The sequence below is a fragment of the Serratia sp. SM04 genome (assembly GCF_040280225.1).
GTDB classification, from domain to species: domain Bacteria; phylum Pseudomonadota; class Gammaproteobacteria; order Enterobacterales; family Enterobacteriaceae; genus Serratia; species Serratia sarumanii.
In genome coordinates this window covers 102934-122862 of the sequence record NZ_JBEOQT010000001.1, presented here as the reverse complement: position 1 = coordinate 122862, position 19929 = coordinate 102934, and the positions used below count along the sequence as shown (strand labels likewise).

The 19929-nt window shown below is 59.6% G+C and carries 20 protein-coding genes; 13 read left to right on the top strand and 7 right to left on the bottom strand.

The features are described 5' to 3' along the window. The 6 genes from rng to csrD form a co-directional block, all read right to left on the bottom strand. Window positions 1-1470, bottom strand: coding sequence for a ribonuclease G (gene rng, locus ABTW55_RS00465; protein WP_016930237.1), 1470 nt, complete (start codon window positions 1468-1470; stop codon window positions 1-3). A gap of 38 nt (window positions 1471-1508) precedes the next feature. Beyond that, entirely contained in the window at window positions 1509-2093 is a 585-nt protein-coding gene (locus ABTW55_RS00460) for a nucleoside triphosphate pyrophosphatase (RefSeq protein WP_060422806.1), read from the bottom strand. 10 nt (window positions 2094-2103) lie between these two features. Then, window positions 2104-2592, bottom strand: a complete 489-nt coding sequence (gene mreD / locus ABTW55_RS00455; RefSeq protein ID WP_004936918.1) for a rod shape-determining protein MreD — start codon at window positions 2590-2592, stop codon at window positions 2104-2106. Continuing rightward, a complete protein-coding gene (gene mreC / locus ABTW55_RS00450) occupies window positions 2589-3614 on the bottom strand; it encodes a rod shape-determining protein MreC (protein ID WP_033636173.1) in 1026 nt (341 codons plus the stop codon). The genes mreD and mreC overlap by 4 nt, the downstream gene beginning before the upstream one ends. Window positions 3615-3708: 94 nt before the next feature. Beyond that, entirely contained in the window at window positions 3709-4752 is a 1044-nt protein-coding gene (gene mreB / locus ABTW55_RS00445) for a rod shape-determining protein MreB (protein WP_003855260.1), read from the bottom strand. Between the two features lie 413 nt (window positions 4753-5165). After that, window positions 5166-7100 (bottom strand): RNase E specificity factor CsrD, encoded by a 1935-nt coding sequence (gene csrD / locus ABTW55_RS00440; protein WP_033636174.1) that lies wholly within the window; start codon window positions 7098-7100, stop codon window positions 5166-5168. Between the two features lie 205 nt (window positions 7101-7305). On the opposite strand from csrD, the gene ABTW55_RS00435 reads away from it, so the two are divergent. The 11 genes from ABTW55_RS00435 (at window position 7306) to fis (ending at window position 17041) form a co-directional block, all read left to right on the top strand. Beyond that, entirely contained in the window at window positions 7306-8283 is a 978-nt protein-coding gene (locus ABTW55_RS00435) for an MDR family oxidoreductase (protein ID WP_060422802.1), read from the top strand. 156 nt (window positions 8284-8439) lie between these two features. Then, window positions 8440-9441: a protein-methionine-sulfoxide reductase catalytic subunit MsrP gene (gene msrP, locus ABTW55_RS00430; protein WP_033636176.1), complete on the top strand. Its 1002-nt coding sequence runs from the start codon at window positions 8440-8442 to the stop codon at window positions 9439-9441. Continuing rightward, on the top strand, window positions 9442-10041 hold the full coding sequence (gene msrQ / locus ABTW55_RS00425; protein ID WP_041036869.1) for a protein-methionine-sulfoxide reductase heme-binding subunit MsrQ: 600 nt from the start codon (window positions 9442-9444) through the stop codon (window positions 10039-10041). Window positions 10042-10328: 287 nt separating this feature from the next. Continuing rightward, on the top strand, window positions 10329-10781 hold the full coding sequence (gene aroQ / locus ABTW55_RS00420) for a type II 3-dehydroquinate dehydratase (RefSeq protein WP_004936891.1): 453 nt from the start codon (window positions 10329-10331) through the stop codon (window positions 10779-10781). A gap of 32 nt (window positions 10782-10813) precedes the next feature. Continuing rightward, complete coding sequence (gene accB, locus ABTW55_RS00415; protein ID WP_033636178.1) at window positions 10814-11281, top strand: acetyl-CoA carboxylase biotin carboxyl carrier protein; 468 nt, start codon at window positions 10814-10816, stop codon at window positions 11279-11281. 12 nt (window positions 11282-11293) lie between these two features. Then, the gene (accC, locus tag ABTW55_RS00410) at window positions 11294-12643 is read left to right on the top strand and encodes an acetyl-CoA carboxylase biotin carboxylase subunit (protein ID WP_004936886.1); all 1350 of its coding nucleotides are present in this window, start codon (window positions 11294-11296) and stop codon (window positions 12641-12643) included. 151 nt (window positions 12644-12794) lie between these two features. Further along, entirely contained in the window at window positions 12795-13037 is a 243-nt protein-coding gene (locus ABTW55_RS00405; protein WP_033644445.1) for a YhdT family protein, read from the top strand. Continuing rightward, window positions 13027-14472 carry a sodium/pantothenate symporter gene (gene panF / locus ABTW55_RS00400; protein ID WP_033636180.1) on the top strand — a complete coding sequence of 482 codons (1446 nt, stop codon included), beginning with the start codon at window positions 13027-13029 and terminating at the stop codon, window positions 14470-14472. The genes ABTW55_RS00405 and panF overlap by 11 nt, the downstream gene beginning before the upstream one ends. 11 nt (window positions 14473-14483) lie before the next feature. Continuing rightward, on the top strand, window positions 14484-15365 hold the full coding sequence (gene prmA / locus ABTW55_RS00395) for a 50S ribosomal protein L11 methyltransferase (protein WP_033636181.1): 882 nt from the start codon (window positions 14484-14486) through the stop codon (window positions 15363-15365). A gap of 393 nt (window positions 15366-15758) precedes the next feature. Next, window positions 15759-16763 (top strand): tRNA dihydrouridine synthase DusB, encoded by a 1005-nt coding sequence (gene dusB, locus ABTW55_RS00390; RefSeq protein ID WP_004936856.1) that lies wholly within the window; start codon window positions 15759-15761, stop codon window positions 16761-16763. Continuing rightward, entirely contained in the window at window positions 16745-17041 is a 297-nt protein-coding gene (gene fis / locus ABTW55_RS00385) for a DNA-binding transcriptional regulator Fis (RefSeq protein WP_000462905.1), read from the top strand. Before dusB ends, fis begins: the two co-directional genes overlap by 19 nt. Before the next feature lie 128 nt (window positions 17042-17169). Here the strand turns inward: fis and ABTW55_RS00380 are convergent, their stop codons facing one another. Then, a complete protein-coding gene (locus ABTW55_RS00380; protein ID WP_004936850.1) occupies window positions 17170-17511 on the bottom strand; it encodes a hypothetical protein in 342 nt (113 codons plus the stop codon). A gap of 257 nt (window positions 17512-17768) precedes the next feature. Here ABTW55_RS00380 and lpxO point away from each other — a divergent pair, with 257 nt between their 5' ends. Continuing rightward, window positions 17769-18674: a lipid A hydroxylase LpxO gene (gene lpxO / locus ABTW55_RS00375; protein WP_060422799.1), complete on the top strand. Its 906-nt coding sequence runs from the start codon at window positions 17769-17771 to the stop codon at window positions 18672-18674. Between the two features lie 297 nt (window positions 18675-18971). After that, the gene (gene lpxP / locus ABTW55_RS00370; protein WP_033648968.1) at window positions 18972-19892 is read left to right on the top strand and encodes a kdo(2)-lipid IV(A) palmitoleoyltransferase; all 921 of its coding nucleotides are present in this window, start codon (window positions 18972-18974) and stop codon (window positions 19890-19892) included. Window positions 19893-19929 lie beyond the last annotated feature (37 nt).

The window sequence follows — 19929 nt, the reverse complement described above, 5'->3', positions numbered from 1 at the left end:
CTACATCATGACGACGTCGAACTGCTCCTGGCTGTACAACGGTTCGATCTGCACCTTCACCTGTTTGCCGACGAAGATCTCCACTTCGGCCAGCGCATGCGACTCTTCGCTCTTCAACGCTTCGCCGACCGCCGCGGAGGCGTACACCAGGAAGCGATCGGAATCGTAAGCATGGTGCACGCGCACAATCTCGCGCAAGATCTCGTAGCACACGGTTTCCACCGTTTTCACGGTGCCGCGCCCATTGCAAGTAGGACAATCGTGACAGAGCACATGTTCAATGCTTTCACGCGTGCGTTTACGCGTCATTTCAACTAAGCCTAGCTGAGAGAAGCCGTTGATCGTGGTTTTTACCCGATCTTTACTCAACGCCTGCTCCAGCGAGTGCAGCACCCGGCGGCGATGCTCTTCGTTGTTCATATCGATAAAGTCGATGATGATGATGCCGCCCAGGTTACGCAGCCGCAGCTGGCGCGCGATGGCCTGCGTCGCCTCGATGTTGGTATTGAAGATGGTTTCGTCGAGGTTGCGGTGGCCGACGAAGGCGCCGGTGTTGATGTCAACGGTGGTCATCGCCTCGGTCTGATCGATGATCAGATAGCCGCCGGACTTCAGCTCCACCTTGCGCTCCAGCGCGCGCTGGATCTCGTTTTCCACATCGTACAGATCGAAAATCGGCTGGCTGCCGGTATAGAGTTCGAGCTTGTTGGTGATGTCCGGAATGTACTCGCCGGTAAACTCCACCAGCAGATCGTGCGTCAGCCGCGAATCGACGCGGATGCGATCCAACGCCGCGCCGGCGAAATCGCGCAGGATGCGCTGCGCCAGCGCCAGCTCGCCGTACAGCTTGTATTTGGTCTGGTTGCGCTTCTTGCGCTCCATCACCTTGGTCCACAGGCGTTTGAGGAACGCGGCGTCCTGCGCCAGCTCTTCCTCGCCGATGCCTTCCGCCGCGGTGCGGATGATAAAACCGCCCAGCTCGTCGCAGTGCGGCGCAACGATGGCTTTCAGGCGCTCGCGCTCGGCTTCGCTTTCAATGCGCTGCGAAACGCCGACGTGCGCCGCGCCCGGCATGAAGACCAGATAGCGCGAAGGCAGCGTGATGTCGGTGGTCAGGCGCGCGCCCTTGGTGCCGAGCGGATCTTTCACCACCTGCACCATCAGGTCTTGCCCCTGGCGCACCAGCTCGGCGATGTCGCGCACGTGGAAGTTTTTCCGCTCGTCGCCGGCGACGCATTCGGTATGCGGCATGATGTCGGAGGCGTGCAGGAAGGCGGCCTTGTCCAGGCCGATGTCGACGAACGCCGCCTGCATCCCCGGCAGGACGCGGCTGACGCGCCCTTTATAGATATTGCCGACGATACCGCGTTTGGATTCGCGTTCGATATGGATCTCTTGCAGAATGCCGCCATCGATATAGGCGACCCGCGTTTCAGACGGTGTGATATTAACCAGTAGCTCAGCTGTCATGCCTTCTCCTCAGAGCCGGTCGATAATGGCAGCGCCCATCAACCGGTTCTTACATCACGTAATGCGACAAAATTACTGAGCAGCTCATGTGTTTCGACCAGCGGCAGACCAACCACCGCGTGATAACTCCCGGTTATCGTTCTGACGAAACAACCACCCTTTCCTTGAATTCCATAGGCGCCCGCCTTATCCATCGGTTCGCCCGTAGCAATATAGTCGCGGATATCCTGTTGTGACAGGCTGCGGAACGTCACGTCGGTCACCACCAGCTGGCAGCGCACGTCGTCGCGATCGGCGATCGCCACCGCCGTCATCACCTGATGCTGCTTGCCGGACAGCGCCGCCAGCATGTCCGCCGCATGGGCTTCGTCGCGCGGCTTCTCCAGCACCCGGCCGTTGAGCACCACGATGGTGTCGGCGCCCAGCACCGGCCGATCTTCCTGCGCCAGCGCTACGCCGGCTTTGGCCTTGTCCTGCGCCAGGCGGCGCACATAGGCTTCGGCGGCTTCGCCTTCCCGGCGCTGCTCTTCGGTATGCGTCAGCAAAATGTCGAACGACACGCCGAGCAGGGTCAGCAGTTCACGTCGACGTGGGGAGCCGGAGGCCAGATAAAGCGAAGTCATTGAGATACCCTTACTGTACGGCGAACTGACGGCGGATTTTGCGCATCAACAGGAATAACCACGGCCACAAAATGCCGTTTACCACACTACTCCAGAACACCTCTGGGCGGAAAGAGACGTTGATCACTAAAAACTCAGCCCAGAACACCACCACGTCCATCGACAGCGACAGCAGCACGACGATCAGCGCCTGTTGCCACAGCGCCATATTGCGGAACAGTTGGAATTTGAACGCCACCAGATAGGCGATGATGCCCAGCGCCAGCGCGCGCACGCCCAGCGTAGAGCCGAGGATCAGATCCATGATCAGCCCCAGCACGAAGCCGGTGCCGACGTTGACCCGGTGCGGCAAGGCCATCACCCAGTAGATCAGGATCAACACCAGCCAGGAAGGCCGGAACATGTAGATCTGCTCCGGCCACGGCATGATTTGCAGCACCAACGCCACCAGGAACGACAGCCAGATTATCCAGCGCCCGTGGCTGCGGTAGCTGTTCATGGCACCACTCCCGCCGCGGCAGGCTGAGCTTGGGGCTGGACAGAGGCCGGAGCCGCGGTTTGCGGCGCCACCCCGGTGGCCGGGGCCGGCAGCTGCGGCCCGACGGAGCCGGCAGGCGGCAGCACCTGCGGCATCATCTGCATCAGGCGTTCATTGGCCACGCGGTGCACTTCGTCCGGCGGCAGCGGCATGTCGCCGTTGCGATCGGCGCCCCACAGCAGCAGCAGGTAGCGCAAGCGCTGCAAACCGGCGGTCGGCCGCGCCTGAATCACGGTGTAAGCGCGCTGGTTATCGACCTTGACCGAGGAGACCACCGCCACCGGATAGCCTTCCGGGAAGCGGCCGCCGAGGCCGGAGGTGACCAGCACGTCGCCAACGCGGATATCGGTGTTGTTCGGCAGGTGCTCCAGCTGCAGATCGTCGGCGCAGCCGCTGCCCGCGGCGATCACCCGAATATCGTTGCGCAGCACCTGGATCGGCAGCGCGTGCGAGGCGTCACAGATCAGCAGCACGCGGCTGGTGACTTTCGCCACCGCCACCACCTGGCCGACCACGCCCTTGTCGCTGATCACCGGCTGGCCTTCATAGACGCCGTTGTCCGACCCTTTGTCGATCACCACCTGATCGCTGTAAGGATCGGAGCCGGTGGAGATAACCTGGGTGACCATCTTGTGTTCGTCCTGACGCAGCGGAGAACCCAGCAGCTCGCGCAAGCGGGCGTTTTCCTGCTTGAATTGGCCAAGAAGAAGAATATCGCTGTTTTTCAGCAGCAGTTCCTGCCGCAGAGCGCGGTTTTCCAGCTCCAGCTGTTGGCGGGTAGCCAGCGTTTCTGACACGCTGTCCAAAACTTTACGCGGCCCGTTGGCCAGAAAATAGAAAGGGCTGACTGCGGTGTCCATGTAGTTGCGTATCTTCACGAACGTGCCGAGCCGGCTGTCGGCAACGATCAGGCCAATGGCCGCGATCACCGCCAAAAAAAGTCGCAGTTGCAGGGAAGGCCCCCTGCTAAAAATCGGCTTCATAAATTATGCGAGTTCCTCGACAACAGAAAGAGGAACCGTACCCGATTCTCGCTGTGCGCATTCATCCGATACGATTCCTCCTTCCAGGGGCTGACTATTCTTCGCTGAACAAATCGCCGCCGTGCATGTCGATCATTTCCAACGCCTTGCCGCCGCCGCGCGCCACGCAGGTCAGCGGATCTTCCGCCACCACGACCGGGATGCCGGTTTCTTCCATCAGCAGGCGATCGAGGTTGCGCAGCAGCGCGCCGCCGCCGGTCAATACCATGCCGCGTTCGGAAATGTCGGAGGCCAATTCTGGCGGGCACTGCTCCAGCGCAACCATCACCGCGCTGACGATGCCGGTCAGCGGCTCTTGCAGGGCTTCGAGGATTTCATTGGAGTTCAGGGTAAAGCCGCGTGGTACGCCTTCGGCCAGGTTACGGCCGCGGACTTCGATTTCGCGCACTTCATCGCCCGGATAGGCAGAACCGATTTCGTGCTTGATGCGCTCGGCGGTTGCTTCGCCGATCAGCGAGCCGTAGTTGCGGCGCACATAATTGATGATGGCTTCATCGAAGCGGTCGCCGCCGATGCGCACGGAAGAGGAGTACACCACGCCGTTCAGCGAGATCACCGCCACTTCAGTGGTACCGCCACCGATATCCACCACCATGGAACCGGTCGCTTCGGAGACCGGCAGACCAGCGCCGATCGCCGCCGCCATCGGCTCTTCAATCAGGAACACTTCACGCGCGCCGGCCCCTTGGGCGGACTCGCGGATAGCGCGGCGTTCAACCTGGGTCGCGCCGACCGGCACACAGACCAGCACGCGCGGGCTTGGGCGCATGAAACTGTTGCTGTGAACCTGTTTGATAAAGTGCTGCAGCATTTTTTCGGTCACGAAGAAATCGGCGATCACGCCGTCTTTCATCGGGCGAATAGCCGCGATGTTGCCGGGGGTGCGGCCCAGCATCTGTTTGGCGTCATGACCGACGGCCGCGACGCTCTTTGGGGAGCCGGCACGATCCTGACGAATGGCAACCACCGAAGGTTCATTCAGTACGATGCCTTGCCCTTTAACATAAATCAGGGTATTGGCGGTACCCAAGTCGATGGACAAGTCGTTGGAAAACATGCCACGAAATTTCTTAAACATAACGAAAGGATAATCCTGCAAGCTGGGGGCGGAAAATAAAATCCGCCTACTTTACCAACCACACGAAGCAGCGACAAGGCGCAAAAACGTTCTACTTCGGTGAAAAATAGTCTGTATTGTTTCTGCTCGAATGCACGGAAATTGGATGAGGCCTGAATTCCCTGAACAAAGGCTCAGTTTACCACCCTGTCAACGCACGAAACGGCGTAACACAGCTCATAAAATCTAACATATTCCCTGATTGCCGCCGATGGTAAGCACCTACCAACGCCAACCAGATAAAAGCTGACAAGAGCCTATCTCAAATAGGCGTCGTTGTCGCAGGCAGATTGGAGAAAACTCCAAAATGACGGGTGACATGGCCCAGATGGATCCGGCGCTCATTCTACGTCAATTTTTGTCCGGCAATCAGCTTAAACGCGATAACGACGTGAATATTTTTTACGCCCCGCGTCGATCGGTTCCGGCGGCGCGAAAAAGTCGCCCTGCCCGCCGTGGATCCCACGCTCTTTCAGCGTCTGCCACTCGTTGCGCGTGCGTACGCCGGCGGCGAATACCTGCGCGCGCGTGCCCGCGCAGGCGCCGGTCAGGCTCTGCACGAACAGCTGGTTTTCGTCCCGCTTATCGATGCTCCGCACCAACCCCGGGTGGAGCTTGACGATCTCCACCTGCAGCGACTTGATATAGGACGTACTGACCACGGTTAAACCCGCTTTGGACACCGCGAGGCGGCAGCCAAGCCCTGACAACAGCCTCAGCACCGGACGCAAACGGTCGATATGTTGACACACATCTGCCTCCGCAAGTTCAATCAGAATTCGCCGACGTTGACTTTTTTCGCACTGCAGCAATGTATCGCGCAGCCAGCGCTGGAAAGAGCGCTGCAAAATCGAGTCCACGCACAGCGGAAACGCCAGCGTTTCCTCGGGCCACTGCGTCAACAAGGGAATGATGCGGCTCACCTGTTGGCGATCGTAACTTTCCGCCAGCCCGAGCTGCTGCACCAGCGGCATATATTCCGCCGGCAGCAATTCCTGGGTGCCGTCATAGATCCGGCTCATGATCTCGCGATGGTGCACCTCGCCCCCCACGGTCACCGCCGGTTTCTGATACAGCCGCGGGCCGCCGCGCGCCAGCACCTGTTCCAGCAGCGTGCGCCATTTGACGCTGCCGCGCCCCTTTTCCGGCACCTGGCTGTCGTACACATACCACCCGTTTTCGCCCTGCAGCGTAGCGTGGCGCGTCGCCTGCTCCGCATAATCGATCACCTGCTCGGTGGTTTGACCGCTGCGGTACGCCACGATGCCGATGTGCAGGAAGGCCTCGCGGTCGATCAGCGCCGTGGAAGGCAAGGCATCGATGGCGTTGACCAGCTGTGAGGCGATGCCGTCGGCCTCCTTCAGGGTTCGATGCGGCAACAACACGGTAAAATCGCTGTGGAAGTAGCGCGCCAGCAGCGCCGACGGATAGCGCATGACGAAGGTAGACAGCAGATTGACCAGCGAATACATCAGCTCCTGCACCGCCACGCTGCCGTGCGTCTCGCGCAGGGTCTCGAAATCGGGCAGCCGCACCATCATCACGATGCCGTGCGAGCCTTCGTCTTCCAGCTGAGTGGTCAACTGGTTATCGAAGAACAGGCGATTATTCAGCCCGGTTTTGGCGTCCTGCGCGGCAAAGGCGCGGATCAGCGTATCGACCCGGCTGCGCTCTTCCCGCGCTTCCGCCAGATCGGCCAGCAGGCGGTCGAGCGCGCCGCTGACGTTGGCCGGCCACTCACGCACGTCGCCCTGCATGACGTTTTCACGCTCGCCGTTCAGAATGCGCCGCGCGCGGCGTTCCAGACGATCTTCGCCGTCGGCCTGCTCACGCAGCCAGCGCAGGCTGAACAGCAAAACCACCACCATCACGACGATCGACAGCGTGACGGCGGCGGTGGATTGCAGCGTGCGCACGTCGCTGGCGAAGGGGTCGCGGTAGGTGATGTGCAGCGTGCTGCCCGGATGCTGCAACAGGGGACGCGAGACCTGACGATAACCGTTCAGCGCATCCCAGTGCTCTTTTTCCTGCGTCGGCAATTGATAGTCGAGCAGTTGGCTGCTACCGGCCTCTATGCGGATCGACACGATGCCGAGCGTGCGCATGACGATCGGCAACCATTTTTCCTGCTCCTGCGGCGGCTCGCTCAGCATGGCTTGATCGAGAGTGGTGACCAGCGAATCCAAGCGGCGCTCCTGGCGATCCTGGGTAACGTAAAAGAAGCTGTATGAGCATCCCATCAGCATCAAAAACATCGCCAGCGCGACCAACAGAGTGATCAATGCAGAGAGTTTGGTGGTAAATCGCATCCCTGTGCCTTGTCCGCTATGGTTAAGTGAGTGTTCACCCTTTAGCTAAAAGGGGCCGTCCAACCCTAACAAGCCTTGCCGAGGAATTAAACCTGCAAGCGCCATTTTTGTCCTTTATCAGGACTTGGGCCGCTTATTATGCATATAGTCAAATAACTGTGATTCAGCCATTGAATAGAAAAGTGTAAACGAGAGGAAGAGTGACATGCGTGCACTGTTATTGGAACAACAAGACGACCAAACTCTGGCTCATATCAAAGATATCGACAGCGATCGGTTGCCGGAAGGCGATGTCACCGTCGACATCAACTGGTCCAGCCTGAACTACAAGGACGCGCTGGCGATCACCGGCAAAGGCAAGATCGTGCGCAACTTCCCGATGGTGCCGGGCATCGACTTCGCCGGCACCGTGCGCCACAGCCGCGACGATCGCTTCAAAGAGGGGCAAAGCGTGGTGCTCACCGGCTGGGGCGTGGGCGAACACCACTGGGGCGGGTTGGCCGAGCAGGGGCGCGTCTCCGGTGAGTGGCTGGTGCCGCTGCCGAACGGCCTGGATGAGCGCAAGGCGATGATCATCGGCACCGCCGGCTTTACCGCCATGCTGTGCGTGATGGCGCTGGAGGAAGGCGGAGTGCACCCGGACGACGGCGATATCCTGGTCACCGGCGCCAGCGGCGGCGTGGGCAGCACCGCCATCGCCCTGCTGGCGGCGCTGGGTTACCGGGTGACCGCCATCAGCGGCCGCGACAGCAATACCGACTACCTGAAAGCGCTCGGCGCCAAAGAGGTGATGCCGCGCGATGGCTATATCGACATGCCGCGTCCACTGGAGAAACAGCTGTGGGCCGGCGCGGTGGACACCGTCGGCGACAAACTGCTGGCGCGGGTGCTGGCGCAGATGAACTATAACGGCACCGTCGCCGCCTGCGGCCTGGCGGGCGGTTATCAACTGCCGACCACCGTGATGCCGTTCATTCTGCGCAACGTGCGCCTGCAGGGCGTGGATTCGGTGCATACGCCGCTGCATCGCCGCCAAACCGCCTGGGAACGGCTGGCCGGCATTCTGCCGGACAGCTTCTATCAGCAGGCCACGCACGAAATCTCCCTCGAGCAGGCGCCGGCCACCGCCGCCGCGCTGTTGAACAACCAAATCACCGGCCGCACCCTGGTGAAAATCCGCTGACCCTTTCCCCCCGGCGACGGGGGGATCGCCCGCTTCTGCGAAATTTCATATTTTCCCGCGTCCCCTCGCTTCCGGCCGCCTTTAGCGCCATGCTTATTTCATGGAGACCCGTTAGCCGCTCGCAGGCGGCGGGAATCAGTCGCGGAGAACATAAGCATGAACAAACACCCCAAATTGACCGAGGCCGACGTCACGCCGGAGAGCGTATTCCACCAGCGGCGCAAGGTGCTGCAGGCGCTCGGCATCACCGCCGCTTCGCTGGCGCTGCCCACCGGCGCACAGGCGGACCTGTTGTCGTGGTTCAAGGGCAACGATCGCCCCAAGGCACCACCGGGCAAAGCGCTGGAATTCAGCAAACCGGCCGCCTGGCAGGCGCAGCTGGCGATGACGCCGGAAGACAAGGTCACCGGCTACAACAACTTCTATGAGTTCGGCCTCGACAAGGCCGATCCGGCCGCCAACGCCGGCGGGCTGAAAACCGAAGGCTGGAAAGTGCGCATCGACGGCGAAGTGGCGAAGCCGATAACGCTGGATATCGACGATCTGATGAAGCGTTTCCCACTGGAACAGCGCATTTACCGCATGCGCTGCGTCGAGGCCTGGTCGATGGTGGTGCCGTGGATCGGTTTCGAACTGGGCAAGCTTATCAAGCTGGCCGAACCGAACGGCAACGCGCGCTACGTGGCCTTCCAGACGCTGTACGATCCGGAGCAGATGCCCGGCCAGAAAGATCGCTTTATCGGCGGCGGCCTGAAATACCCCTACGTCGAAGGGCTGCGGCTGGACGAGGCGATGCATCCGCTGGCGCTGCTGACCGTCGGCGTGTACGGCAAAACCCTGCCGCCGCAAAACGGCGCGCCGCTGCGGCTGATCACGCCGTGGAAATATGGCTTCAAAGGCATCAAATCGATCGTGCATATCCGTTTGGTGCGCGATCGGCCGCCGACCACCTGGAACCAATCCGCGCCGAACGAGTACGGTTTTTACGCCAACGTGAACCCGCACGTCGATCATCCGCGCTGGTCGCAGGCTACCGAGCGTTTCATCGGCTCCGGCGGCATTCTCGACGTCAAACGCCAGCCGACGCTGCTGTTCAACGGCTATGCCGACCAGGTGGCGTCGCTGTATCGCGGCATGGATCTGCGGGAGAATTTCTAAGTGCGCCTGACGCCTGTTCATATCAAATGGCTGAAAGCCGCCCTGCATCTGGCGGCGTTTCTGCCCTTTCTCTGGCTGGTGCTGGCGGTGGATCAAGGCTGGTTCAGCGCCGATCCGTCCAAGGACATCCAGCATTTTACCGGCAGGATGACCCTGAAACTGCTGCTGGCCACGCTGGCTATCGCCCCGCTGGCGCGCTACGCCCGCCAGCCGCTGCTGATCCGCTGCCGCCGCCTGGTGGGGCTGTGGTGCTTTGCCTGGGGCACGCTGCACCTGATAAGCTACTCCACGCTGGAGCTGGGGCTGAGCAACCTCGGCCTGCTGGGCAGCGAGCTGGTGAACCGCCCTTATCTGACGCTCGGCATCCTCACCTGGCTGATCCTGCTGGCGCTGGCGGCCACCTCGACGCTGTGGGCGATGCGCAAACTGGGCGCCAAATGGCAACTGTTGCACAACTTCGTCTATCTGGCGGCGATCCTCGCCCCCATCCACTACCTGTGGTCGGTCAAAACGTTTTCCCCTCAGCCGTTCATCTACGCGCTGCTGGCGGTGGCGCTGTTGGGCCTACGTTACAAGAAATTCCGCGCCTGGTGGCGCTGAACTACGCGGCGGCGCGCGTTATTGGTACGGAAAAACGCGCGCCGCCGGCGGGAACTTTTTCTGTGTTCCAGCGCTCATATTCCTGTCACGGATCCCCGAGTTCGTCGATTTGGGGTTGAATATCTTCGCTGATAAGACCAGTATTTAGCTGCGAATTGCTACGATATCGTTATAATGCCCGACCTTGTTTCTGTTCTCAGGGTGAATTTGCCCCTTAACAGGTGACAAATCGATAACATCGGGTTATTTTCTACGATGATGGTTTTATTGCCGGAGATACCAGCACAATGGCGGATAAGTTTCACATTTTGCTTCTGAACGGCCCCAATCTCAATCTGCTGGGGACGCGTGAGCCGGAGAAGTACGGCAGCACGACGCTGACAGAGATTGTTAACGGATTGGAAAACCAGGCATCCGCATTGGATATTACCCTGAGCCATCTGCAGTCCAACGCCGAGCATCAGTTGATCGATCGCATCCATCAGGCGCGCGGCAACACCGATTTCATTCTGATAAATCCGGCGGCGTTCACGCACACCAGCGTGGCGCTGCGCGATGCGTTGCTGGCGGTGCAGATCCCGTTCATCGAGATCCACCTGTCCAACGTGCACGCCCGCGAACCTTTCCGCCATCACTCTTACCTCTCGGACGTAGCGGTAGGGGTGATTTGCGGCCTCGGCGCGGATGGCTACGCTTTCGCTTTACAGGCAGCGGTTAACCGTCTGTCGAAAACCCACTAATTGCTCCACAAAAAGAGTACGGAATCACACTCATGGATATTCGTAAAATCAAGAAACTGATCGAACTGGTTGAAGAATCAGGCATTTCTGAACTGGAAATCTCTGAAGGCGAAGAATCGGTTCGCATCAGCCGTGCCGCACCGGCGCAGGCTTATCCCGTCATGCAGCAGGCCTACGCGATGCCGGCACAGCAGCAGCCAGCCCTGGCTAACGCCGTTGCCACCGCGCCTGCGGCAGAAACCCCTGCAGCACCGGCGGCCGTGAGTGGCCACGTCGTTCGTTCCCCAATGGTAGGCACCTTCTACCGCACCCCAAGCCCGGACGCGAAAGCCTTCGTGGAAGTGGGCCAGAAAGTGAACGCCGGCGATACCCTGTGCATCGTTGAAGCCATGAAAATGATGAACCAGATCGAAGCGGACAAGTCCGGCGTCGTGAAAGCCATCCTGGTGGAAAACGGCCAGCCGGTCGAATATGACGAGCCGCTGGTCGTCATCGAATAACGAGGCGCCCCCATGCTTGATAAAATTGTTATCGCCAACCGCGGCGAGATCGCGCTTCGCATCCTGCGTGCCTGTAAAGAACTGGGCATCAAGACCGTTGCGGTTCACTCCGCGGCCGACCGCGATCTGAAACACGTGCTGCTGGCCGACGAGACCGTCTGCATCGGTCCTGCGCCATCGGTAAAAAGCTACCTGAACATCCCGGCCATCATCTCGGCGGCGGAAATCACCGGCGCCGTGGCGATCCACCCGGGCTACGGCTTCCTGTCCGAGAACGCCGACTTCGCCGAGCAGGTTGAACGCTCCGGCTTCATCTTCATCGGCCCGAAAGCCGAGACCATCCGCCTGATGGGCGACAAGGTTTCCGCGATCAACGCCATGAAGAAAGCCGGCGTGCCGTGCGTACCTGGCTCCGACGGCCCGCTGACCGACGACATGGATAAAAACCGTGCCTTCGCCAAGCGCATCGGTTATCCGGTGATCATCAAGGCCTCCGGCGGCGGCGGCGGTCGCGGCATGCGCGTGGTGCGCAGCGACAAAGACCTTGAGCAGTCCATCAACATGACGAAAGCGGAAGCCAAAGCGGCTTTCAACAACGACATGGTGTACATGGAAAAATACCTGGAGAATCCGCGCCACATCGAGATTCAGGTATTGGCCGACGGCCAGGGCAACGCCATCTATCTGGCCGAGCGCGACTGCTCCATGCAGCGCCGCCACCAGAAAGTGGTCGAAGAAGCGCCGGCGCCGGGCATCACCAGCGAAATGCGCCGTTACATCGGCGAGCGCTGCTCGAAAGCCTGCGTGGAAATCGGCTACCGCGGCGCGGGCACCTTCGAGTTCCTGTATGAAAACGGCGAGTTCTATTTCATCGAAATGAACACCCGTATTCAGGTAGAGCACCCGGTTACCGAAATGATCACCGGCGTGGATCTGATCAAAGAGCAACTGCGCATCGCTGCCGGTCAGCCGCTGTCGATCAAACAGGAAGAAGTGAAGATCCACGGCCACGCGGTAGAATGCCGCATCAACGCCGAAGATCCGAACACCTTCCTGCCGAGCCCGGGCAAGATCACCCGCTTCCACGCGCCAGGCGGTTTCGGCGTGCGTTGGGAATCTCATATCTACGCCGGTTATACCGTACCGCCGTACTATGACTCCATGATCGGCAAATTGATCACCTTCGGCGAAAACCGTGACGTGGCGATTGCCCGCATGAAAAACGCCCTGGCTGAACTGATCATCGACGGCATCAAAACCAACGTTGAGCTGCAGCAGAAGATCATGAACGACGAAAACTTCCAGCACGGTGGCACCAACATCCACTATCTGGAGAAGAAGCTGGGTCTGCAGGAAACCTAAGGCAGCACGCAGCATCGTCTGACGAAAGGCCGGTTAATCACCGGCCTTTTTCTTTGGCGTTGCCGCCAGTAACGGCTTGGCAAAACGCCGTCATGCCGTAAAATTCCCTACCTTTGATGAATCCATCACCGTAAACCTATGGGAGACACGGATGGACAAACGCTTTATTCAGGCGCACCGCGAAGCGCGCTGGGCGCTGGGGCTGACGCTGCTCTACCTGCTGGCCTGGGGGCTGGCGGCCTATCTGCCGGACAGCGCTATCGGCGTCACCGGCCTGCCGCACTGGTTCGAAATGGCCTGCCTGCTGGTGCCGCTGCTGTTCATCGGCCTGTGCTGGCTGATGGTGCGCACGGTGTTCCGCGACATTTCGCTGGAGGACAGCGATGCAAACTGAAGTGATCCTGCCGCTGGTCGCCTACCTGCTGCTGGTATTCGGCCTGTCGGTATACGCCTATCGCCGCCGTCAAAATGGAAATTTCCTCAGCGAATATTTCCTCGGCAACCGCTCGATGGGCGGCTTTGTGCTGGCGATGACCCTGACCGCCACCTACATCAGCGCCAGTTCGTTTATCGGCGGCCCCGGCGCCGCCTACAAATACGGCCTGGGCTGGGTGCTGCTGGCGATGATCCAGCTGCCGGCGGTGTGGCTGTCGCTCGGCGTGCTGGGCAAGAAATTCGCCATCCTGGCGCGCCGCTACAACGCTATCACCCTCAATGACATGCTGTATGGCCGCTACCAAAGCCGCCTGCTGGTGTGGCTGGCCAGCCTCAGCCTGCTGGTGGCGTTCCTCGGCGCCATGACGGTGCAGTTTATCGGCGGCGCACGCCTGCTGGAAACCGCCGCCGGCATTCCTTACGACACCGGCCTGCTGATCTTCGGCATCAGCATCGCGCTGTACACCGCCTTCGGCGGCTTCCGCGCCAGCGTGCTGAACGACGCCATGCAGGGGCTGGTGATGCTGCTCGGCACCGTGCTGCTGCTGGTGGCGGTGATCCATGCCGCCGGCGGACTGGACAGCGCAGTCAGCAAACTACAGCAGATCGATCCGGCGCTGGTGTCGCCGCAGGGCGGCGATCAGATCCTCAGCCTGCCGTTTATGGCGTCGTTCTGGATCCTGGTGTGCTTCGGGGTGATCGGCCTGCCGCACACCGCCGTGCGCTGTATCTCCTACAAGGACAGCAAGGCGGTGCACCGCGGCATTCTGCTCGGCACCGTGGTGGTGGCGGTGCTGATGTTCGGCATGCACCTGGCCGGCGCACTCGGCCGCGCGGTGTTGCCGGATCTCAAGATCCCCGATCAGGTGATCCCGACGCTGATGATCACCGTGCTGCCGCCGTACGCCGCCGGGATTTTCTTGGCGGCGCCGATGGCGGCGATCATGTCGACCATCAACGCCCAACTGCTGCAATCCTCCGCCACCATCATCAAGGATCTCTACCTTGGCGTACGCCCACAGCAGATCCACAACGAGCGGCTGATCAAGCGCTTCTCCAGCCTGACCACGCTGATCCTCGGCCTGTTGGTGCTGTTGGCGGCCTGGCGGCCGCCGGAGATGATCATCTGGCTCAACCTGCTGGCTTTCGGCGGGCTGGAGGCTGTGTTCCTGTGGCCGCTGGTGCTGGGCCTGTACTGGGAACGCGCCAATGCTCAGGGAGCGCTTAGCTCAATGGTGTCGGGTGCGGTATGCTATACGCTATTGGCCAGCTTCAACCTGCAGCCGGCGGGGCTGCACCCTATCGTGCCTTCGCTGTTGCTCAGCCTGTTGGCGTTTTATCTCGGTAACGTCGTCGGCGAAAAGCGCCGGACGGCGTCATCATTACCCTCTTGAAGAGAATTGCTATGCCTTGGATCCAACTCAAACTGAACACCACCGGCAGCCAGGCGGAAGACCTGAGCGACGCGCTGGTGGAAAGCGGCGCCGTGTCGGTGACCTTCCAGGACACCCACGACAACCCGGTGTTCGAACCTTTGCCGGGTGAAACCCTGCTGTGGGGCGATACCGACGTGATCGGCCTGTACGACGCGGAAACCGATATGGCCGAGGTGGTGGCGATGCTGGAACAGCACCCGCTGCTGGGCGCCGGTTTCCGCCACAAGATAGAGCAGCTGGAAGATAAGGACTGGGAGCGCGAATGGATGGATAACTTCCACCCGATGCGCTTCGGCGAGCGTTTGTGGATCTGCCCGAGCTGGCGCGACGTGCCGGATCCCGATGCGGTCAACGTGATGCTCGATCCGGGCCTGGCGTTCGGCACCGGCACCCACCCGACCACCGCGCTGTGCCTGCAGTGGCTGGACGGCCTCGATTTGGCCGGCAAAACCGTTATCGACTTCGGTTGCGGTTCCGGCATCCTGGCAATCGCCGCGCTGAAGCTGGGTGCAGCGCGCGCTATCGGCATCGACATCGATCCCCAGGCCATTCAGGCCAGCCGCGACAACGCGCAGCGTAACGGCGTTTCAGAGCGTCTGGAGCTGTATCTGCCGAAAGACCAGCCGGCGGACCTGCTGGCGGACGTGGTGGTCGCCAACATCCTCGCCGGCCCGCTGCGCGAGCTGGCGCCGCTGATCGGTTGCCTGCCGAAGGCCGGCGGCCATCTGGGGCTGTCCGGCGTGCTGGCCAGCCAGGCGAGCAGCGTTGCGCAAGCCTACGAAGAGAAGTTCACGCTCGACCCGGTCGCCGAGCGTGAAGAGTGGTGCCGCATCACCGGCCGCCGCAAGTAAGCGTCACGGTCTATTGCTCCCTCATCCACCGGCCCTGCGCCGGTGGATTTTTTTTGCCTGGCGATCGGCCCGCGGGCGAGACAAAATTTTATGCAATTTTTCGCCGTTCAACGACGGATCGCCCTGACAATGCGCCTTCTAGGCAGGCTATCCCGGCAAAAAACGCGGGTGAATGCAGATAATATTCTGCGCAAAGGTGAATATTTTACCGCACACAAAATAAGCACTTTTCGTCAACTCATTGTAAAATATATACAATATTTTTATGAATCACTGCGCAGCGCATTTTTTGCCCTAATATCGCGCCAATTGGTTAAAGTTTGGCCTTTCATCTCGGCGCAAAAATGCGTAATATACGCGCCCTTGCGGACACAGTATGGTCACTCTTTGTCTATGCGCATTGGACACCACCAGCTTACTAATTGCCTGATTGCGGCCCCGATGGCCGGTATTACAGATCGCCCGTTCAGAACCCTCTGTCATGCAATGGGTGCTGGGATGGCTGTATCCGAGATGCTCTCCTCCAACCCGGAGGTGTGGCGGACGGATAAGTCGCGTCTGCGTATGGTGCATAGCGATGAACCAGGGATCCGCTCCGTGCAGATTGCCGGATGCGATCCTGATGATATGGCCGCCGCCGCGCGTATCAACGTGGCCAGCGGCGCGCAAATCATCGACATCAATATGGGATGCCCTGCCAAAAAAGTGAACCGGAAGCTTGCCGGGTCCGCTTTGTTGCAGTACCCGGATCTGGTTAAACGGATCCTCCACGCGGTGGTTGACGCAGTGGATGTGCCGGTAACGCTGAAGATTCGCACCGGCTGGGCGCCAGAGCATCGTAACTGTGTAGAGATTGCCCAACTGGCCGAAGACTGTGGTATTCAGGCCCTGACGATTCACGGCCGAACCCGCGCCTGTCTGTTTAACGGCGACGCGGAATACGACAGCATTCGGGCAGTTAAGCAGAGTGTTTCCATTCCGATTATCGCGAATGGGGATATTACTGACCCGCATAAAGCCAGAGCAGTGCTCGACTACACCGGGGCCGATGCCCTGATGATAGGCCGCGCTGCTCAGGGGAGACCCTGGATCTTCCGGGAAATCCAGCATTATCTGGACACTGGGGAGTTGCTGCCGCCGCTGCCGCTTGGCGAGGTGAAGCGCTTGTTGATTGGGCACATTCGGGAATTGCACGGCTTCTATGGCCAAGGCAAGGGATTCCGGATTGCTCGTAAGCACGTGTCCTGGTATCTCCAGGAACACGCTCCGAATGACCAGTTTCGGCGCACATTCAACGCCATAGAGGATGCCAGCGAACAGCTGGAGGCGTTGGAGGCATATTTCGAAAATCTTAGCGTAAAAAAAGAGCTGACAGAACTATGTTCGAACAACGCGTAAATTCTGACGTACTGACCGTTTCTACCGTTAACTCACAAGATCAGGTGACTCAAAAGCCTCTGCGTGACTCGGTTAAACAAGCACTGAAGAACTATTTTGCTCAACTGAACGGTCAAGACGTAAATGACCTGTATGAGCTGGTACTGGCTGAAGTTGAACAGCCACTGTTGGACATGGTGATGCAATACACCCGTGGCAACCAGACCCGCGCAGCCCTGATGATGGGCATCAACCGCGGCACGCTGCGCAAGAAGCTGAAAAAATACGGCATGAACTGATACTAGTCAGTTAACGTGTTGAAAAGGCGCTTTATCTCATTTGATAAGCGCCTTTTTCTTTTGGGGCGCGCCCGGTTTGCGGGCAATAAAAAAGGCCGCAGCGCGGCCCTTGTGGCAAAGCGGCGACCTTATTCGGTCACTTTGTTCTTGAGGCTTTCCGCCCCTTGCTTGGTCTTGTCCCAAGCCTTCTCTGAACCTTGCTTGGTGGAGTGCCAGGCCTTTTGCGAGCCTTCGCTCACTTTGCTGCCGACGCTGTCGCTCTTGCCTTCGGCGGCGTGCTTGGCTTTCAGCTTCAGCTCTTCACCCTTGTCCTGAGACTGGTGCAGCTTTTCTTTGGCGGTATCCGCTCCTTTGTGCGCTTCGGCAACGACCTCGTTGCTGGCGTGAGCGGCGGTGTCGGTCGCGGTCTCAGCGGCGAACACCGGGGAAGCGAGCAGCAGTGCAGACAAGGCAATGATTGATTTCTTCATAAGTCCCTCTTTTCTCAGATACGTGCCATTCGTCATGAAATAAGATGGCACACAATCCCGTTAAATAAACCTAAGAATAGTACGAAAACCAAAAATACCAACATAAAATATCAACACTCACATCTTTATTAACTTTTCATGCCATCAACGTTCAACAACGGCGAAATGGCACGAAAAAGTTAAATTTTATCTGTCACAAAACTATAATTTTTACGTTTTTTACCTCGTAATAATCAGTAATGACAGGGATGGATTCTATGGTTGCCGTCATCATCATAGGCGTTTTTATCGTCAGCTTCCTTTACGCACACTCCCGCGGCAAGGAGAAACAAAAGCTTACCCGCCAACTGTTCGATCACTCCACCTTTATGGGGCCGATCAATATGTTTATGACCGGTTTCTCCCGTTTGCCCGCCAGGCAGCCCTATTTCGACGAAAAAGTTTTCCCGGAGCTGCAGACGCTGACCGACAACTGGCAGGTGATCCGCGAGGAAGCGGTGCGCTTGCAGCATCACATCAAAAAGGCGCAGTCGCACAACGATGCGGGGTTCAACACCTTCTTCAAACGCGGCTGGAAACGTTTCTATCTGAAGTGGTACAGCGACAGCCACCCTTCGGCGCAGACGCTGTGCCCAAAAACCGTCGAGCTGCTCAACCGCATCCCGTCGGTCAAGGCCGCGATGTTCGCCGAGCTGCCGCCCGGCAGCCATTTGGGTAAACACCGCGATCCTTACGCCGGCTCGGTGCGCTATCACCTGGGGTTGATGACGCCCAACGACGATCGCTGCTTCATCGAGGTGGACGGCGAGCAGCACAGCTGGCGCGACGGCGAGGCGGTGATCTTCGACGAAACCTACGTGCACTGGGCGCAGAACGCCACCGAACAGACGCGCATCATTCTGTTTTGCGACGTCGAGCGGCCGATGAAATGGCGCTGGGCGCAGGCGGTCAACCACTGGGTCGGCGCCACGCTGATGTCGGCGGCCAGCTCGCCAAACGACGATCAGGACCGCACCGGCGGCATCAACCGCATCTTCAAATACGTCAACGCGGTGCGCGATGCCGGCCAACGCCTGAAGGCGCGCAACCGCCGCGGTTACTACCTGCTGAAATGGCTGGTGATCGCTGCGATTTTCGCCGCGATTATCATTCCCAGCCTATAAAACGAGCCAATCTTCAACTCAGGGGCAACGCGAATGAGAATATTCGCATGCCCCTCTTCCTCTGTACCCCGTACCCTGTGTTAACATACACGTTCCTAGAGCCGCCTCCGCTGGCCAACAGCTATCCCTCCGAAGCCTGATAGCAGCGCAAACCGCCCTTCGAATGTAAATGTTTAGTCAATTATGGAATTCCGACTAAACCCTGGCCGTACTTGGGTGTCTGAGTAGTCGTATCGCTATCGAGTGGATCCTTTATGCGTTACAGGTTGCTACCCCCTAACGCATAAACGAGCTGCTATGAAACGCCAAAAGAGATTTCAACTTTCCTTGCTGCACCCGCGCTACTGGCTGACCTGGTTCGGCCTGGCCCTGCTGTTCCTGCTGGTACAGCTCCCTTACCCGTTGCTCAATCGGCTGGGGGTGTGGATGGGGCGCACCTCGATGCGTTTTCTTAAGCGTCGCGTCACCATTACCCGCCGCAACCTCGAACTGTGCTTCCCCGAGATGGACGAAGCGCAGCGCGAACGTAAAGTGGTGGGCAACTTCGAATCGCTCGGCATGGGCCTGCTGGAAACCGGCATGGCCTGGTTCTGGTCGGATAAACGCGTCAAGCGCTGGTTCAACGTCTCCGGCATCAACCACCTCAAAATGGCGCAGCGCGACGATCGCGGCGTGCTGGTGATCGGCGTGCACTTTATGTCGCTGGAGCTGGGCGGCCGGGCGATGGGCCTGTGCCAGCCGATGATGGCGATGTACCGCCCGCACAACAACAAGGCGATGGAGTGGGCGCAGACCAAGGGTCGCATGCGCTCCAACAAGGCGATGATCGATCGCAAGGATCTGCGCGGCATGGTGCACGCGCTCAAGCGCGGCGAGGCGGTATGGTTCGCGCCGGATCAGGACTACGGCCCGCGCGGCAGCGTATTCGCGCCGCTGTTCGCCGTCGATCAGGCCGCCACCACCAGCGGCACCTTCATGCTGGCGCGTATGGCCAACCCGGCATTGGTGCCGGTGGTGCTGATCCGCCGCGAAGGCGGCCGCGGCTACGACCTGCTGATTCAACCGGCCCTGGAAGACTACCCGCTCAGCGACGAACAGGCGGCGGCGGCTTACATGAACAAAGTGATCGAGAAAGAGATCATGCGGGCGCCGGAGCAATACATGTGGCTGCACCGCCGCTTCAAAACCCGACCGGCCGGCGCGCCCTCGCTGTACTGACCCTCTTTTTTCCAGCCCGGCCAACGCCGGGCTTTTT

What these genes read in the sequence shown, in the direction of transcription:
- rng (WP_016930237.1), bottom strand. Translation starts at nt 1,470, where the DNA reads ATGACAGCTGAGCTACTGGTTAATATCACACCGTCTGAAACGCGGGTC.
- ABTW55_RS00460 (WP_060422806.1), bottom strand. Translation starts at nt 2,093, where the DNA reads ATGACTTCGCTTTATCTGGCCTCCGGCTCCCCACGTCGACGTGAACTG.
- mreD (WP_004936918.1), bottom strand. Translation starts at nt 2,592, where the DNA reads ATGAACAGCTACCGCAGCCACGGGCGCTGGATAATCTGGCTGTCGTTC.
- mreC (WP_033636173.1), bottom strand. Translation starts at nt 3,614, where the DNA reads ATGAAGCCGATTTTTAGCAGGGGGCCTTCCCTGCAACTGCGACTTTTT.
- mreB (WP_003855260.1), bottom strand. Translation starts at nt 4,752, where the DNA reads ATGTTTAAGAAATTTCGTGGCATGTTTTCCAACGACTTGTCCATCGAC.
- csrD (WP_033636174.1), bottom strand. Translation starts at nt 7,100, where the DNA reads ATGCGATTTACCACCAAACTCTCTGCATTGATCACTCTGTTGGTCGCG.
- ABTW55_RS00435 (WP_060422802.1), top strand. Translation starts at nt 7,306, where the DNA reads ATGCGTGCACTGTTATTGGAACAACAAGACGACCAAACTCTGGCTCAT.
- msrP (WP_033636176.1), top strand. Translation starts at nt 8,440, where the DNA reads ATGAACAAACACCCCAAATTGACCGAGGCCGACGTCACGCCGGAGAGC.
- aroQ (WP_004936891.1), top strand. Translation starts at nt 10,329, where the DNA reads ATGGCGGATAAGTTTCACATTTTGCTTCTGAACGGCCCCAATCTCAAT.
- accB (WP_033636178.1), top strand. Translation starts at nt 10,814, where the DNA reads ATGGATATTCGTAAAATCAAGAAACTGATCGAACTGGTTGAAGAATCA.
- accC (WP_004936886.1), top strand. Translation starts at nt 11,294, where the DNA reads ATGCTTGATAAAATTGTTATCGCCAACCGCGGCGAGATCGCGCTTCGC.
- ABTW55_RS00405 (WP_033644445.1), top strand. Translation starts at nt 12,795, where the DNA reads ATGGACAAACGCTTTATTCAGGCGCACCGCGAAGCGCGCTGGGCGCTG.
- panF (WP_033636180.1), top strand. Translation starts at nt 13,027, where the DNA reads ATGCAAACTGAAGTGATCCTGCCGCTGGTCGCCTACCTGCTGCTGGTA.
- prmA (WP_033636181.1), top strand. Translation starts at nt 14,484, where the DNA reads ATGCCTTGGATCCAACTCAAACTGAACACCACCGGCAGCCAGGCGGAA.
- dusB (WP_004936856.1), top strand. Translation starts at nt 15,759, where the DNA reads ATGCGCATTGGACACCACCAGCTTACTAATTGCCTGATTGCGGCCCCG.
- fis (WP_000462905.1), top strand. Translation starts at nt 16,745, where the DNA reads ATGTTCGAACAACGCGTAAATTCTGACGTACTGACCGTTTCTACCGTT.
- ABTW55_RS00380 (WP_004936850.1), bottom strand. Translation starts at nt 17,511, where the DNA reads ATGAAGAAATCAATCATTGCCTTGTCTGCACTGCTGCTCGCTTCCCCG.
- lpxO (WP_060422799.1), top strand. Translation starts at nt 17,769, where the DNA reads ATGGTTGCCGTCATCATCATAGGCGTTTTTATCGTCAGCTTCCTTTAC.
- lpxP (WP_033648968.1), top strand. Translation starts at nt 18,972, where the DNA reads ATGAAACGCCAAAAGAGATTTCAACTTTCCTTGCTGCACCCGCGCTAC.